Below are 15,359 nucleotides of genomic sequence, written 5' to 3'. Positions count from 1 at the left end.
GACGCGAAAATGCTCCACATAGCCCCAAGATGGGCCATTCGGGGGATGAGTCCACTGTGGACAGGTCTGGACCAGTGGCCCCCGCCGCCGTCGAGGGCGACGGGGATCCACATCGGACTCGGCGGCCGTTCATCGCCAACCAGCCCGGAACACGTCGAATTCACGTTCGACATGGCTCTTGCGCACGGCGGCACACGACCGATCGGGCTTGTCCGGGAGAAGACGTCGAATCGGTTCGATGCCGGCCTTCGCTATCCATTCGACCAGCTCTCCCGTATCGTGGCTGCACGATCGAACCGGTTCGCGTCCGATCCGCCGCGGATGCCCGAGATCCGGCAACGAAGCCACGAGAATCGGAGCACCACCATGCGACAAGCCGGCCGCCGATGGCGGAACCTGACCGTCACCCTGGCCGCACTGGTCCTCAGCGCGGCGGGTGCCGCCGGCACCGCGTCCGCAGCCGAGGCGACCGGGAGCGACGTCACGCTCGCGGCGACGCCCGGGTGCGGCAAGGCCCCGACGCTGAGCAGCGGCACGCACACCATCTCCAGCGGCGGCAAGAGCCGCAGCTTCATCCTCAGCGTGCCCGGCAACTACGACGTCAACCGCAACTACCGGCTGGTGTTCGGGTTCCACTGGTGGGGCGGCACCGCCAACGACGTCGCCTCCGGCGGCAGCGACGGCGCCGTCTACGCCTACTACGGCCTGCGCGCGCTCGCCAACGACAGCACGATCTTCGTCGCGCCGCAGGGCATCTCCAACGGCTGGGCGAACACCAACGGCGAGGACGTCACCTTCACCGACGACATGATCCGCCGCATCGGCGAGGGCCTGTGCGTGGACACCGGCCAGATCTTCTCCCTGGGCTTCAGCTACGGCGGCGCGATGAGCTACTCGCTGGCCTGCTCGCGCCCGACGGTGTTCAAGGCGGTCGCCGCCATCGCCGCGCCCGGCGAGATCAGCGGCTGCAGCGGCGGCACCCAGCCGGTGGCCTACATGGGCATCCACGGCGTGTCCGACAACATCGGCGCGGGTCGTTCGCTGCGCGACCGGTTCGTCCGCAACAACGGCTGCACGCCGCAGAACGCGCCCGAGCCCGCCGCCGGCAGCCGCACCCACATCTCCACCACCTACTCCGGTTGCCGGGCCGGCTACCCGGTGGTCTGGGCGGCCTTCGACGGCGGCCACCAGCAGGGACCGGTGGACGGGTGCGCGGGCTGCGAGTCCGGCGCGCGCAGCTGGGTCAAGGGCGAGGTCTGGAAGTTCTTCACCGGCGAGACCCCGCCCGCCCCGACGACGTTCCGGCTGCGCGGCGAGGCCTCGGGCCGGTGCATCGACGTCGAGGGCGCGAACTCGGCCAACGGCACCGCGACGATCATCTGGGACTGCCACACCAACGCCAACCAGCAGTTCACCCAGAACGGCCAGACCCTGCGCGTGCTGGGCAAGTGCCTGGACGTGCCGGACAACGCCACCACCGGCACCCGCGCCCGGATCTGGGACTGCACCGGCGGCACCAACCAGCAGTGGACGTTCAACACCAACGGCACCATCAGCAACGTCCGCAACGGCCTGTGCCTGGACGTCAGCGGCGCGGCCACCGCGAACGGCAGCAGCGTGATCCTCTGGACCTGCCACACCGGCGCCAACCAGCGCTGGGCCAAGGCGTAGGAGCGGCCACATGAGAAGACTCCTGTCGAGCGTCATGGCCCTGTCCCTGGCCGTGCTGTCGATGGTCCTGATCACCTCCGGCCCGGCGTCCGCGGCGACGCTCACCCGGATCACCAACTTCGGCACGAACCCGACCAACCTCAACATGTACGTCTACGCGCCCGACAACGTCGCCGCGCAACCCGCCCTGCTCGTCCTGGTCCACTACTGCGGCGGCTCGGCGGGCGCCATCTTCAACGGCAACGGCCACGACTTCGTGACCGCGGCCGACCGGTACGGGTACGTCATCGTCGTCCCGGAGGTCACCCGCACGGAGAAGTGCTTCGACGTGTCCACCCAGGCGGGCCTGACCCGCAACGGGGGCAGCGACTCGACGGGCATCATGTCGATGGTGGCCTGGGCCCGGCAGCGCTACAACGTCGACCCGGCCCGGATCGTGGTCAGCGGCTTCTCGTCGGGCGCGATGATGACCAACGTCCTGGCCGCGCAGTACCCGGACGTCTTCTCGGCGGCCTCGGCGTACTCGGGTGTCCCGGCGGGCTGCTTCGCCACCACCAACGGCTCGTTGTGGAACAGCCAGTGCGCCGGCGGCAACGTCGTCAAGACCGCCCAGGAGTGGGGCAACGTGGCCCGGGCCATGTACCCCGGCTACACCGGCCGGTACCCGAGGATGCAGCTGTGGCACGGCGACCAGGACACCACGTTGTCGTACCGCAACTTCGGCGAGGAGATCAAGCAGTGGACCAACCTCCACGGCCTGACCCAGACCCCGGCCTACACCGACCGCCCCCAGTCGTCCTGGACCCGCACCCGTTACGGCGACACGACGACCAAGGCCACGGTGGAGGGCATCAGCATCGCCGGCACGGGCCACACCCTCCCGCAAGCCGGCATGCTGGCGTACGCCATCTCGTTCCTGGGCTTGGACAACGGCAACGGCGGAGGCGGCGGCACCACCGGTCCTCTCCGGTCGGCGAGCGCCAACAAGTGCCTCGACGTCCCCGGCCAGACGACCACTGTGGGCACCCGCCTGCAACTCTGGGACTGCCACGGCGGCACGAACCAGCAGTGGACCACCACGACCGCCAGTGAGCTGACGGTCTACACCGGTGACTCCCGCCGCTGCCTGGACGCCGAAGCCGGCGGCACCGCACCGGGCACGGCGGTCATCATCTGGACCTGCCACGGCGGCACCAACCAGAAGTGGCGCCTCAACACGGACGGCTCGATCACGGGCCTGCAGTCCAACCTGTGCCTGGAGGCGCCGGGCACCACCAACGGCACCCAACCCCGCCTGGCCACGTGCAACGGCCAGGCGAACCAACGCTGGACCCGTACCTGATCCGGTCCCACCACGCGCCCGCCCTCCGCACGTCCACCGCGCGGAGGGCGGGCGCTTTTCACGGCCCGGTTTGGCATAGTGTGCTTGCCTTCCGCCTCTGCCCCAGGAGTCCAGGTGCACAAACGGTGGCTGATCGCAGCCGTCCTAGCCGTCACGGCCGCCGCAGCCGTGGTCATAGCCCTGCCCAACCGGAGCGAGGCCGGGCACCCCACAGCCGCCGCCCTGGACACCGTCTCAATAGGAACCGCCACCACCGCCCCCAGCACCGCTCCCGAGACCACCACCACAACCACCACGACCACCACGACCACTCAGCCGGCCACCGCGCCCCTGGCCGGAAAGATCAAGCCCGGCGAACCCCACAACGCCGTCGCCACCTCCTACGACTCCGACGGCGGCGGCGCGTGCCTGTACGACCCGAGCCCCGACCCGCTCACCGTCGCGATGAACTGGTCGGACTACGAGGACTCGAAGGCGTGCGGCGCGTACGTCCACGTCCAAGCCGCCAACGGCCGCAGCATCACCGTCCGCGTCACCAACCTCTGCCCGCAACCGTGCCGAGTGGGCCAGCTGGACCTCAGCCAGGAAGCCTTCGCCATGCTCGCCGACCCCAGGCAGGGCGAGATCCCGGTCACCTGGCACCTGGTGAGCCCGCCGCTGCAGGGCGGCATCGCGATCCGCTACAAGACCGGCTCCAGCCAGTGGTGGTGCGGCATCCAGGTGATCAACCACCGAAACCCGGTGGCCCAGCTGGAAGTCCGGACGAACGCCGGCTGGAAGCAACTGTCCCGCACGGACTACAACTACTTCCTCTCGGAGAACGGCGCCGGCTGCGGCAGCGCGATAGCGGTGACGGACATCTACGGCCAACGCCTAGAACTCCCGCCACTGCCCGTCACACCGAACGCGACCCAGCCCACGACCCTCCAGTTCGACCAGCACTAGACCACACCCACAGCCCGCTTCCGGCGCGCAGCGCGGCTCTTCGCTTTCCGGCGCGCGCAGCGCGCTGTGTGCGGTGGTCTCAACCACAGGTGGAGGGCCTCGGTTCCCCCGCCGTATGGCCTGCCCGAAGGGCTACCGCATTTTCCAGGGGTTGCAGCCGAAAGTTTTGCGAGGAACGAGCAAAAGTTTTAGCGGCAACCCCTGGAAAATGTGGTAGGCTCCGCCAGGCCATACGGCGGGGGAACCGACGCCCTTCACCCCCCGCTGGCGGCCTGCCGCGCGGCGAGCGCCGCTTTTCATCTTTCGAGCGCGCAGCGCTCCCAAGAGCGCGAAGCGCGTCCGGCTTGAGAGCGAAGCGTTCCGGTTCAAAGCGCTTACGTAGGCCTATCCTGACTACGACCGTCGTCGAAACCCAAGAGTTCGGGACGTTCCTCCTCCCGCCCCCACATCACGATTCGCGGCAGAGCGTCCAGAACCTCGGCGGCGGCAGCAACTTGGCCGTCCAGGCGAACCTGGAGGTCGACGGGCAACTCCAACAACTCCGCGGCCTCCGACGACAGCGTCAAATCCAGTCCTTGGTCAAGCCTGATCGCTCGGCGCAGCCCGCCGTAGATGCTCTGCCCGCCGCTCACGAGGCAGTACGTGTCCATACCCAGACGGACCTCCTGCTCTTCCGGTTCGTAGAGGCTGCGCTGTATAAGCAAGACGAAACCAGTTCCATCCTCGGTTTCCGCGAAACCAGCCTCCAGCACTTCGTCGTCTTCGTCCTCCACGAAGCGGAAGTAGCGAGCCGTCACCTCGACCATCAACCCCTCCTAAAGCGCTTAAAAGCGAAAAGCGCCTCGCCGGCGGGCAGGCCACCAAAGATGACTCAACTGCAACGGCGGGGGCTTCTTGCTTTTGTCATCTCCGTATGGCCTGGCGGAGCCTACCACAGATTTCCCCGGGTGCCGCTAAAACTTTTTGCTCGTTCCTCGCAAAAACTTTCGGCTGCACCCGGGGAAATCTGTGGTAGCCCTTCGGGCAGGCCATACGGAGATGACAAAAGCAAGAAGCCCAAGTTGAGTTGTGTCCTTCCGGTGGACTGCCACTCGCCGGCTTCGCCGAAGGACGTGCGTTGGAGATCGGCGCCAAAAGAGCGGGGACGCCACCGGAAGACCCGGTGACGTCCCCGCTTGGCCGCTGCTAGCGCAGGGTCCACTTCTGGTTGTTACCGCCGTTGCACGACCAGATGATCAACTGCGTGCCGTCCGCCGAGCTTGCCCCGTTCGCGTCCAGGCACTTCGTGCCGTTGCGGATGGTGCCGTCGGACTGGACCGACCACGACTGGCCGGACGCACCGCTGCACGACCACAGTTGCACCTGGGCGCCGTCGGTTTGGGTGTTGTTCGCCACCGTCAGGCACTTGCCCAGGGACTGGAACGTCGAGCCGACCTGGGTCCACTTCTGGTTGTTGCCGCCGGTGCACGTCCACAGCTGGACCTTGGTGCCGTCCGCGGTGGCCGAGCCGTTGACGTCGACGCACTTGCTGCCGATGCCGACGATCTCCTTGGCCGTGCCCGGGGTGCCGCCGCCGGTGCCGATGCCGGCGCCGATGTAGTTGATCGAGTCGAGGTCGAAGTTGTTGCCCGTCGAGGTCTTGAAGACCACGAAGAGCTCCACCGTCCCCGACGGCCTGGTCACGTTGACCGCGGGCAGTGACATGTAGTTGTCCCACCCGCCGGTCGAGGTGACCGTGGACGACGCGATCAGCGTCCCGGTCGGCGATCCGGCCCTCAGCTCGATCGACCCGCCGCCCGAGGGCGAGGACACCCGGAACGACACCTGGTCGATCCCGGTGAAGTTGACCGGCTTGAACGAGATCCAGTCGTTGTTGGAGATGTCACCGACCCGGCCGCCGGACTCGGCACCGGACTGCGCCACCACCCGCACGCCCGACGAGCCGGTGAAGTACTCGGCCTGCTTGCGCTTGGGCTGCAGCACCACCTGGGCGCTGCCGGTGAGCGCGGGCAGGCCGTTGCCGCCGCGGTCGGTGTACTCGGCGGAACCGATGATGTGCGCGTTGCCGTTCTGGTGCTCGGTGTCCGCCTCGGCCTTGAACGAGCCCGTGCAGCCGCTGATCGGGCTGCCCAGCGGGTGCTTGTGGGAGTCGTGGCCGATGTTGGGCTGCATGGTCACGCGGGTGCAGTCGATGGTCCCGTCCTCGGCGTCGGTCACCGAGAGGGTGTACGGGATCGTGTCGCCCCACCCGAACATGCCGCCGTCAGCGGGTCCGGTGAATCTCACTGTCGGTGCGGTGTTGCCGGATGTGACCGTCAGGTTCGCCGTGCCCGTCTTGCCTGTCGGGTCGGTGACCGTGAGCTGCACGTTGAACGTGCCCGATGTCGTGTAGGTGTGCGAGGGGTTGGCCGCGGTGGAGGAGGTGCCGTCGCCGAACGTCCACCGGTAGGTCAGCACCCCGCCTTCCGGGTCGCGCGACCCGGCGCTGGAGAACGCGACCGTCAGCGGCGTGCCGCCCGAGGACGGTGTGGCCGTGGCCTGCGCGATCGGGCTGCGTTCGCCGGCGTTGTAGTCGATGCGCCACAACCCCGCGCCGGGCAGGTGGACGTTGTCGTCCCAGCCCGATCCCCAGGTCAGCAGGTACATCGACCCGTCCGGGCCGAACTTCATGTCCATCGGCGAGGTGAAGGTCGTGTTCGGCAGGAAGCTGTTGATCTTCAACAACCCGCCGTTGGAGTCCGTGCGGAACTCCCACATCCGGTTGCGCGACCACTCGCCGACGAACGGCACGCCGTCGAAGTACTCCGGGAACTTCGTCGCCGAGGGGTTGTTGGGGTTGTACTGGTAGATCGGGAACGCCATCGGCGCCTCGCCGCCGTCGCCGAGCTCCGGGAACTTCCGGCCCTCGGTGGCGCTGTTGCCGTACCAGACGTCCGCCGCCCGCGCGGCCGGCAGCGTGGTCAGGCCGGTGTTGTTGGGGGAGGTGTTGGTCGGCACCGAGCAGTTGAACTTCGCGCCCGAGGTGTTCGTGGCGAAGTCGTAGTCGTTGAACGGCGTGTTGTTGCCGATGCAGTACGGCCACCCGTAGTTGCCGGGCGACTTGATGATGTTCCACTCCACGATCCCGCCGGGACCGCGGTTGGCGTTGTCCGCGCCGGCGTCGGGGCCGTAGTCGGCCACGTACAGCACGCCGGTCGTCGGGTGGACGCTGAAGCGGAACGGGTTGCGGAAGCCCATCGCGTAGATCTCGGGACGGGTCTTGGCCGTGCCCGGCGCGAACATGTTGCCGGACGGGATCGTGTAGGTGCCGTTCGACTCCGGGTGGATGCGCAGGACCTTGCCGCGCAGGTCGTTGGTGTTGGCCGCGGTGCCCTGGGCGTCCCACCACTTGCGGCCGGACCGCTCGTCGATCGGCGCGTACCCGTCCGAGGCGAACGGGTTGATGTCGTCACCGACGCCGATGTAGAGGTTCTTGCCCGGACCGAACGCCAGGTAACCACCGGTGTGGCCGGGCTCGTTCTCGCGCCAGGCCGGGTAGGTCAGCAGGATCTTCTCGCTCGACCGGTCGAGCGTGTCGCCGTTCATGGTGAACCGCGAGACCCGGGCGGCCTGCTCGGTGGTGTCGCCGGGGGAGTAGTTGAGGTAGACGTAGTTGTTGGTGGCGAAGTCCGGGTCCAGCGCCATGCCGGTGAGGCCGTCTTCCGAGTTCTGGCCGCTGCCGTAGACGTTGAAGGTCGCCGCGGTGACGGTGGTGCGGGTGCTCGGCTTGTAGATCTTCAGCTTGCCGCCGTACTCGGTGAAGAACACCCGGCCGTCCGGGGCCACGTCGACCACGCCGGGCGCGATCGTCGTCTCGTCCAGCGCGACCTTCTCGTAGCTGCCCCACACCGTGGGGCCGCAGTCCGCCGCGACCTTGCCGCCCGCGGACTCGACACCGCCCGCGATGTGCGACTTGAACAACGGCTCGGAGTAGCTGGAGGACTGGTGGCCCATCGCGGTGGCCCACAACCGGCCGCCTTCGAAGTTGCGGCACCACGAGATCGGGTGGTCGAAGCCCATCGCGTTCGAGCCGGGGTTGTAGGTCGACTCGTCCGCCGTGACCAGCACGTGCCCGTTGCCGCGCACGTTGCGGTCGAAGTTGTACCACTCCTCGGTGCGGACCCAGCGGTCCGGCAGGCCCACGCCGGACGGGTGCTTCTTGTCCGCCACCTTGGCCGTGCCCTGGACGATGGCGGAGTGCTGGGTCATGGTCATGCCGAGGAACTGGTCCCACCACGGGAACTGGGCCTCGATGTTCATGTCCGTGGCGTTGTGGATGGCCACCACGCCGCCGCCGTTGCGCACGTAGGTCTGCATCGCCGCGCGCTGGGCGTCGGTGTCCCAGACCATGCCCGACGTCTGGAGCATCACGATGACGTCATAGGTGGCGAGGCTGGTGTTGTTGAAGACGCTCGAGTCCTCGCTCTTCGTCAGCTCCCACTGCCGCTCGGAGGCCAACTGCTCGAACATCGCGATGCCGGCGGGGATGGAGTCGTGGCGGTACGCCCCGGCCGCGGTCTTGCTGAACAACAGGACGTGGAAGCCCTCCGGGTGCGCCGAGGCGACCGGGGCCGACAGTCCGAACAACAACGCTAAGGCCCCGAAGACCGAGGCCGCGCGCCGCAATCTGTGGCGCATCACCGCTCCCTTCACGGGCTCCCGACGTTGGAAGCCCCCGTCTCACCGGCACGACCCGCGACCGCCGCACCACTTCACCCGCACCCGAACCGGGCAGGTCTCCCACCACGCGGGTCGGGCGGGCCGGCTCGTCGCCGACCCGCCTCCGCCGTGCTCACCGCGCTCGCGCCGCACCCACTCGCCGCGACCGCCGTGCCGGCCCCGCGCGCTCAGCTCAAGGTCCACCGCTGGTTGGTCCCGCCGTGGCAGGTCCACAGCTGCACCACCGCGCCGTTGGCCGTCGACGCCCCGGACACGTCCAGGCACAGCCCCGACTGGGCGCCTCGGATCGAGCCGTCGGCATTGACGTTCCACCGCTGGTTGGCCTGCCCGTTGCACGACCACGTCGCCACGCGCGTCCCGGCGGACGTGCCCGCGCCGTAGGCGTCCAGGCAGCGCAGGTTGCCGCCGCTGAACACGGTCAGCTCACCCGCCGCCGTGCGCGTCCACGTCTGGCCCGCGCTGCCCTGGCAGTCCCAGATCTGCACCTGCGCACCCAGCGCGGTCGAGCCGTTCTGCACGTCCAGGCACTTGCCGGAGCCCACGCCGCGCACCGCGCCGCCGCCCGCGGGCGGGGCCTCGGTGGCGTAGCCGGCGGCGACGATGTTGGCCTGCACGGCGGCCTCGGTGGCGTCGGTCGGGTAGCCGGCGACCATCGCGCCCTCGTAGAAGGTGCCCGCGCTCAGGTTCGCGCCGCCGCCGGGCTTGCAGCAGTCACCGCCGCTGCCCAGGATGATCGCGCCCTGCTTCTTCATCGGGCTGTACCCGTTGGGCAGCGCGCCGTCGTACAGCGTGGTCAGGGTGCCGGCCTGCGCGTCGCTGCCCTTGATGGCGAACCGCGAGGTGCCGTTGTTCTTCAGCATCGCCGTGACGAACTTCTGCGGGAACGCCTTCTGATTGGGGTTCCACTGCTGGCTGCCGCCCGGGTACAGGCCCCACTCCAGGTCCGCCTGCACCCACGGGCCGGTGCCCTGGCACCCGCCGAACCAGCACTGCGTGCTGAAGTTGATCGCGTCCATCGCCCCGGCGGCGTCGGCGGACCGGGTGGTCTCGCTGTTGCCGTAGTCGAAGCAGCAGCCGCTGTTGACGTGCTGGCCGCTGGTGACCATGTACATGCCCTCCGGCTGGGCACCGGTCGGGACGCCGGTCAGGTGGCCGTCGCGCCAGTAGCTGTTGCCGGGGTTGATGTAGAGCGAGTACGCCTTGCTGCCGGAGCTGCCGCCCATCTTCAGCGACTCGGTGGTCGCGACGGCGGGCCGGCTCTGGCTGGAGCCCGGCACGACGGTGGAACCCTGGTACCACAGGTCGTTGCCGCGCCCGGACTGGTCGTAGACCACGGTGATCACGCACGTCGACCCGGCGCAGAAGGCGTCCTGGGGCGCGACGTCGGCGTTGCCGCCGGCGGTCGAGACGGAGATGTCCCGGGTGGTGTTGTCCGAGGAGCGCCGGACCTGGTAGAGCTTGCCGCTGTAGGTCCCGTACAGCGCCCGGGTCGTGCTGTGCGCGGCCACGCACGGCGTGCCGCCGGCGGCGTAGATGTCGCAGGGCCCCGTGGTGGCCGCGGAGACCGGGGTGGTCCACGTCGTCGCGTCCACCGACAGCGCGGCGGCGCACAGCACCAGCACGGCGAGCACCGCTCGCAAGCGGGTCGGATGTGAACGCCAACGCCGTAACGGCTGGGGCGGTGGTGGAACGGATGAACGCTTCATTGCGCGACTCCCTGTGTCCGACCGCTGTGTGACACGTAATCGAACCGGTTCGACCGCTCTGGCACGCTACGCCGGGATACATCAGTCGTGCAATGGATCTCCGTCTCGAATCGCTTCCCTGGCGAAAACTCGCCATTCGCTGTCACCGCGCCTGGTTCGGCGCTAGTCTCTCCCGCCAGTGTGTTAGCGCTCACAAAGAGGAGAGCCATGACGACCGCCACCGCGCCGCTGCTGTCCGTCCGCGGCCTGGTCAAGCGGTTCCCCGGCGTGACGGCCCTGGCGGGCGTGGACTTCGACGTGCGCGCGGGCGAGGTGCACTGCCTGCTCGGCCAGAACGGCGCGGGCAAGTCCACGCTGATCAAGGTGCTCTCCGGCGCGCACCGCCCGGACGAGGGCGAGATCCGCAGCGACGGCGAGGTCGTCACCTTCGCCAACCCCACCGCCGCGATCCACGCCGGCGTCGCCACCATCTACCAGGAGCTGGACCTCGTGCCCGGCCTCCCGGTGGCGGACAACGTCTTCCTGGGCCACGAGCTGTCCGCCGCCGGGTTCACCCGCCGCGCCGAGACCCGCCGCCGCACCCGCGCCCTGCTGGCCCGCCTGGGCCACTCCGACATCCCGCCCGACCGGGACGTGGGCCAGTTGTCCGCCGCACGGCAGCAGGTGGTCAGCATGGCCCGCGCCCTGTCCCGCGACGCGCGGCTGCTGATCCTCGACGAGCCGTCCGCGGTGCTGGACCAGGACGAGGTGGCCACCCTGTTCCGGGTCATCCGCGAGCTGACCGCGCAGGGCGTCGCCGTCGTCTACATCTCCCACCGGCTGGAGGAGATCCGCGAGATCGGCGACCGGGTGACCGTGCTCAAGGACGGCCGCACGGTCGCCACCGGCCTGGACGCACGCGGCACGTCCACGGCGGAGCTGATCCGGCTGATGACCGGCCGGGAGGCGCGCAACGTCTACCCGCCGCGCCGCCCGCTGCCCGAGGACGCCCCGGAAGCGCTCGTGGTGGAAGGCCTTTCCCTGGACAACGGCCCCGAGATCACCCTGACCGTGCGGTCGGGCGAGGTCGTCGGGCTCGCGGGCCTGGTCGGAGCGGGCCGCTCGGAGATCCTGGAAGCCGTCTACGGGGCCCGCAAGCCCAGCGCGGGCACGGTCATGGTCGACGGCAGGCGGTTGCGGCGGGGCAGCGTCGGCGCGGCCGTGCGCGCGGGCGTCGGGCTGTGCCCCGAAGAGCGCAAGAGCCAGGGCCTGCTGCTGGACCAGGCCGTCTACCGCAACATCACCGTGTCGTCGCTGCCGCTGTTCGCGCGCCTGGGCTTCCTGGACGAGACCGCCGAGCGGTCCCGGTCGGCCGCCCTGACCTCGACGCTCGACGTCCGACCGTCCGATGTGGACCGGATCGTGCGCACGCTGTCCGGCGGCAACCAGCAGAAGGTGGTGCTGGCCCGGTGGCTGCTGCGCGGGTGCCGCGTGCTGCTGCTGGACGAGCCGACCCGCGGCGTGGACGTCGGCGCGCGCGGCGAGATCTACCAGCTGGTCCGCGACCTGGCCGACCGAGGGGTGGCCGTGGTCGTGGTGTCCAGCGACATCGACGAGGTCCTGGGCCTGGCCGACCGCGTGCTGGTGGTGCGCGAGGGCCGGGTCGTGCACGAGGGACCCGCCGACGAGATCGACGAGGCCCGGGTCCTGGACCTGGTCATGGAGGGAACCGCCGCATGAGTGAAGACACCGCCACCGCGCCCGCCGGCGCGCCGCCGAGACCGCGCGCGTCCGGGGTCACGACGTTCCTGGCCTCGGCGCCGGGCCGCAACACCGGTCTGGTGGTGGCCCTGGTGCTGTTGTGCCTGGTGGGCGTGGCCACGGCGGGGGACCGGTTCGCCGACCTGGACAACGTCCTGACGATCCTGCGCCTGGCGTCGGTGATCGGCGTGGTCAGCGTCGGCATGACGTTCGTGGTCACCGGCGGCGGCATCGACCTGTCCGTCGGCGCGATCGTCGCCCTGGCCTCGGTGTGGGCGACCACGCTGGCCACGCAGGGCATGGCCAACAACAGCCACTGGCTGGTCGTGGTCTTCACGGCGCTGGCCGTGGGCGCGGGGTGCGGCGTGGTCAACGGCGTGCTCATCGCCTACGGGCGGATCGTGGCGTTCATCGCGACCCTGGCGATGCTCGCCGCCGCCCGCGGCCTGGCCGAGATCATCTCCAACCGCCGCACGCAGATCGTGAACGTGCCCGGGTTCACCGCGTTCTTCGACGCCTCCGTGCTGGGCGTGCCGGTGCTGGTGCTGATCTTCGCGGTGGTCGCCGCCGCCGGGTGGGTGCTGCTCAACCGCACCACGTTCGGCCGCCGCACCTTCGCCGTGGGCGGCAACCCCGAGGCCGCGCGCCTGGCCGGCATCGACGTGCGCCGGCACACCGTCCTGCTCTACACCCTGCTCGGCGTGTTGTGCGGCATCGCGGCGGTCATGCTCATCGCCCGCACCACCACCGGCAGCTCCACCCACGGCTACCTCTACGAGCTGGACGCGATCGCCGCCGTGGTGATCGGCGGCACCCTGCTCTCCGGCGGCCGGGGCACGATCGCGGGCACCGTCTTCGGTGTCCTGATCTTCACCACGCTGTCCAACGTGTTCACCCTCAACAACCTGTCCATCTCCGCCCAGGCCGTCGCGAAGGGGGCGATCATCGTGGTCGCCGTGCTCCTCCAACAGCGGCTCGCGCGCAGAAGCACCGCCTGACCACCGCCGCCACCACAGGAGCGAAAACCCATGTCACGCAAGGCGTTCACCCGCCTCCTCGCCGCCGTGTCCGTCGGCGTCGCGCTCACCGCCTGCACCGGCAACACCGCGGCGCCCCCGGCCGGGCAGGCCGGGCAGGGCGGCGCGAAGGTCGCCAACGACGAGCCGGGCGAGAAGGTCGTCATCGGCTTCTCCGCGCCCGCCGCCGACCACGGCTGGATGGCCGCGATCACCAACGCGACCAAGGCGGAAGCGGCCAAGTACTCCGACGTCGAGCTGAAGGTCGTCGAGGGCACCAACGACGTCAACCTGCAGATCAGCCAGGTGGAGACGTTCATCAACGACAAGGTCGACGCGATCGTGCTGCTGCCCTTCGACGGCGCCGCGCTGACCCCGGTGGCGCTCAAGGCGATGAAGGCCGGCATCCCGGTGATCAACGTCGACCGGCAGTTCGACAGCCCGTTCGCCGCGCGCTCCACCGTGCTGGGCGACAACTACGGCATGGGCGTGTCCGCCGGGACGTACGTGTGCGACAAGCTGAAGGGCAAGTCGGACGCCGTGGTCGCCGAGATCGCCGGCATCGACTCGCTGCCGCTGACCCAGGACCGCAGCAAGGGCTTCGCCGACGCGCTGCGCGAGTGCGGGCTGAAGGTCAACAACCGGGTGGCCGCCGAGTTCACGGTGGAAAGCGGGGAGAAGGCGGCGGCGAACCTGTTGCAGGCCGCGCCGCGCATCGACGCCATCTGGAACCACGACGACGACCAGGGCGTGGGCGTGTCGGCGGCGATCAAGAACGCCGGGCGCAAGGAGTTCTTCCTGGTCGGCGGTGCCGGCTCGGCCAACGTGATGCGGGAGATCAAGGCCGACAACGGCCTGCACAAGGCCACCGTGGTCTACCCGTCCACGCAGGGCGCGGACGGCATCCGGCTGGCGCGGCTCGCGGTGCAGGGCAAGAGCCTGGGCGACCTGGTAGAGGTGGAGATCCCGCGCCAGGTGGAGCTGTACGCGCCGGTCGTCACCAAGGACAACGTCGACCGCTACCTGCCCGCGGCCTTCGAGTCCTGAGGAGCCCTCACGTGACGGAACCCTTGCGCATCGCGATGATCGGCCACGAGTTCATGGGATCGGCGCACTCCCAGGCCTGGCGCGTGGCCCCGCACTTCTTCGACCTGCCGCTGCGCCCGGAGATGGCCGTGCTGTGCGGCCGCAACCCCGAGCGCACCGCGGCGGCGGCCGAACGGCTGGGCTGGGCGGAGGCGGTGACGGACTGGAAGTCGTTGCTGGAACGCGACGACGTGGACGTGGTGGACATCTGCTCGCCCGGCGACACGCACGCCGAGATCGCCGTGGCCGCCCTGGACGCGGGCAAGCACGTGCTGTGCGAGAAACCGCTGGCCAACACCGTCGAAGAGGCCGAGGCGATGGCCGCGGCGGCGGAACGGGCCGCCGCCAAGGGCGTGCGCGCCATGGTCGGGTTCACCTACCGGCGGGTGCCGGCGCTGAGCCTGGCCCGCGACCTGGTGGCGCAGGGCAAGCTGGGCCGCATCCACCACGTGCGGGCCCAGTACCTGCAGGACTGGATCGTGGACCCGGCCGCGCCGCTGTCGTGGCGGCTGCAGAAGGACAAGGCGGGGTCGGGCTCGCTGGGCGACATCGGCGCGCACATCGTGGACGCGGCGCAGTTCATCCTCGGCGACACCGTCACCGACGTGTGCGGGATGATGGAGACCTTCGTGAAGGAGCGCCCCTTGGCGGCGGCCCACTCGGGCCTGTCCGGCACGGCGGTCTCCGACGAGACCGGGCCGGTCACCGTGGACGACGCCGCGCTGTTCCTGGCCCGGTTCGGCGGTGGCGCGCTCGGGTCGTTCGAGGCCACCCGGTTCGCCAGCGGCCGCAAGAACGCCCTGCGGATCGAGGTCAACGGCTCGGACGGCAGCGTGGCGTTCGACTTCGAGGACATGAACGTCCTGCACTACTACCACGGCGAGGACGCGGACCTGGGCGGCTTCCGGCGGATCGTGGTCACCGAACCAGACCACCCGTACGTGGGCGCGTGGTGGCCGCCCGGTCACGTCCTGGGCTACGAGCACGCGTTCACCCACCAGGCCGTGGACTTCGTGACCGCGATCGCCGGCGGCACCGACCCGAGCCCGTCGTTCGCCGACGGCCTGCGCCTGCAACGCGTCCTGGCCGCCGTCGAGGCGAGCGCCGCCTCCCGCACCTGGCACACCGTCTGAG

Annotated in this window: 10 protein-coding genes; 7 read left to right on the top strand and 3 right to left on the bottom strand. The window is 69.8% G+C overall.

Annotated elements, in window-relative coordinates; genetic code table 11:
• Positions 1 to 366 precede the first annotated feature (366 nt).
• From DFJ66_RS05350 to DFJ66_RS05340, 3 genes are all read left to right on the top strand, one after another.
• Positions 367 to 1,671: a ricin-type beta-trefoil lectin domain protein gene (locus tag DFJ66_RS05350; RefSeq protein ID WP_121218498.1), complete on the top strand. Its 1,305-nt coding sequence runs from the start codon at positions 367 to 369 to the stop codon at positions 1,669 to 1,671.
• 10 nt (positions 1,672 to 1,681) lie between these two features.
• Positions 1,682 to 3,013 carry an extracellular catalytic domain type 1 short-chain-length polyhydroxyalkanoate depolymerase gene (locus DFJ66_RS05345; RefSeq protein ID WP_121218496.1) on the top strand — a complete coding sequence of 444 codons (1,332 nt, stop codon included), beginning with the start codon at positions 1,682 to 1,684 and terminating at the stop codon, positions 3,011 to 3,013.
• 114 nt (positions 3,014 to 3,127) lie between these two features.
• Complete coding sequence (locus DFJ66_RS05340) at positions 3,128 to 3,958, top strand: expansin EXLX1 family cellulose-binding protein (protein ID WP_121218494.1); 831 nt, start codon at positions 3,128 to 3,130, stop codon at positions 3,956 to 3,958.
• A 374-nt stretch (positions 3,959 to 4,332) separates the two neighbouring features.
• On the opposite strand, the gene DFJ66_RS05335 is transcribed toward DFJ66_RS05340, so the two are convergent.
• The 3 genes from DFJ66_RS05335 to DFJ66_RS05325 all read right to left on the bottom strand — a co-directional run bounded on the left by DFJ66_RS05335 (position 4,333) and on the right by DFJ66_RS05325 (position 10,383).
• Positions 4,333 to 4,764, bottom strand: a complete 432-nt coding sequence (locus DFJ66_RS05335) for an Imm10 family immunity protein (RefSeq protein ID WP_121218492.1) — start codon at positions 4,762 to 4,764, stop codon at positions 4,333 to 4,335.
• Between the two features lie 379 nt (positions 4,765 to 5,143).
• The gene (locus tag DFJ66_RS05330; protein WP_211350987.1) at positions 5,144 to 8,635 is read right to left on the bottom strand and encodes a ThuA domain-containing protein; all 3,492 of its coding nucleotides are present in this window, start codon (positions 8,633 to 8,635) and stop codon (positions 5,144 to 5,146) included.
• Positions 8,636 to 8,844: 209 nt separating this feature from the next.
• Positions 8,845 to 10,383: an arabinofuranosidase catalytic domain-containing protein gene (locus DFJ66_RS05325; protein WP_121218490.1), complete on the bottom strand. Its 1,539-nt coding sequence runs from the start codon at positions 10,381 to 10,383 to the stop codon at positions 8,845 to 8,847.
• Positions 10,384 to 10,590: 207 nt separating this feature from the next.
• On the opposite strand from DFJ66_RS05325, the gene DFJ66_RS05320 reads away from it, so the two are divergent.
• From DFJ66_RS05320 to DFJ66_RS05305, 4 genes are read left to right on the top strand one after another with little or no spacing between them, the layout of a single operon-like run.
• Positions 10,591 to 12,102 carry a sugar ABC transporter ATP-binding protein gene (locus DFJ66_RS05320; RefSeq protein ID WP_121218489.1) on the top strand — a complete coding sequence of 504 codons (1,512 nt, stop codon included), beginning with the start codon at positions 10,591 to 10,593 and terminating at the stop codon, positions 12,100 to 12,102.
• The gene (locus tag DFJ66_RS05315; RefSeq protein WP_121218487.1) at positions 12,099 to 13,121 is read left to right on the top strand and encodes an ABC transporter permease; all 1,023 of its coding nucleotides are present in this window, start codon (positions 12,099 to 12,101) and stop codon (positions 13,119 to 13,121) included. The genes DFJ66_RS05320 and DFJ66_RS05315 overlap by 4 nt, the downstream gene beginning before the upstream one ends.
• A gap of 30 nt (positions 13,122 to 13,151) precedes the next feature.
• Positions 13,152 to 14,186, top strand: coding sequence for a substrate-binding domain-containing protein (locus tag DFJ66_RS05310; protein WP_121218485.1), 1,035 nt, complete (start codon positions 13,152 to 13,154; stop codon positions 14,184 to 14,186).
• Between the two features lie 35 nt (positions 14,187 to 14,221).
• Positions 14,222 to 15,358 (top strand): Gfo/Idh/MocA family protein, encoded by a 1,137-nt coding sequence (locus DFJ66_RS05305; protein ID WP_121230700.1) that lies wholly within the window; start codon positions 14,222 to 14,224, stop codon positions 15,356 to 15,358.
• The last annotated feature ends 1 nt before the right edge of the window (position 15,359 follow it).

It is taken from the genome of Saccharothrix variisporea, from assembly GCF_003634995.1.
Classification (GTDB): domain Bacteria; phylum Actinomycetota; class Actinomycetes; order Mycobacteriales; family Pseudonocardiaceae; genus Actinosynnema; species Actinosynnema variisporeum.
The sequence above is the reverse complement of the archived record's forward strand: the minus strand, read 5'-3'. Positions and strand labels throughout refer to the sequence as shown.

Bases quoted from the DNA above. Each gene is read 5' to 3' on its own strand.
- DFJ66_RS05350 (WP_121218498.1), top strand. From the start codon at position 367: ATGCGACAAGCCGGCCGCCGATGGCGGAACCTGACCGTCACCCTGGCC.
- DFJ66_RS05325 (WP_121218490.1), bottom strand. From the start codon at position 10,383: ATGAAGCGTTCATCCGTTCCACCACCGCCCCAGCCGTTACGGCGTTGG.
- DFJ66_RS05345 (WP_121218496.1), top strand. From the start codon at position 1,682: ATGAGAAGACTCCTGTCGAGCGTCATGGCCCTGTCCCTGGCCGTGCTG.
- DFJ66_RS05305 (WP_121230700.1), top strand. From the start codon at position 14,222: ATGATCGGCCACGAGTTCATGGGATCGGCGCACTCCCAGGCCTGGCGC.
- DFJ66_RS05330 (WP_211350987.1), bottom strand. From the start codon at position 8,635: ATGCGCCACAGATTGCGGCGCGCGGCCTCGGTCTTCGGGGCCTTAGCG.
- DFJ66_RS05335 (WP_121218492.1), bottom strand. From the start codon at position 4,764: ATGGTCGAGGTGACGGCTCGCTACTTCCGCTTCGTGGAGGACGAAGAC.
- DFJ66_RS05320 (WP_121218489.1), top strand. From the start codon at position 10,591: ATGACGACCGCCACCGCGCCGCTGCTGTCCGTCCGCGGCCTGGTCAAG.
- DFJ66_RS05310 (WP_121218485.1), top strand. From the start codon at position 13,152: ATGTCACGCAAGGCGTTCACCCGCCTCCTCGCCGCCGTGTCCGTCGGC.
- DFJ66_RS05315 (WP_121218487.1), top strand. From the start codon at position 12,099: ATGAGTGAAGACACCGCCACCGCGCCCGCCGGCGCGCCGCCGAGACCG.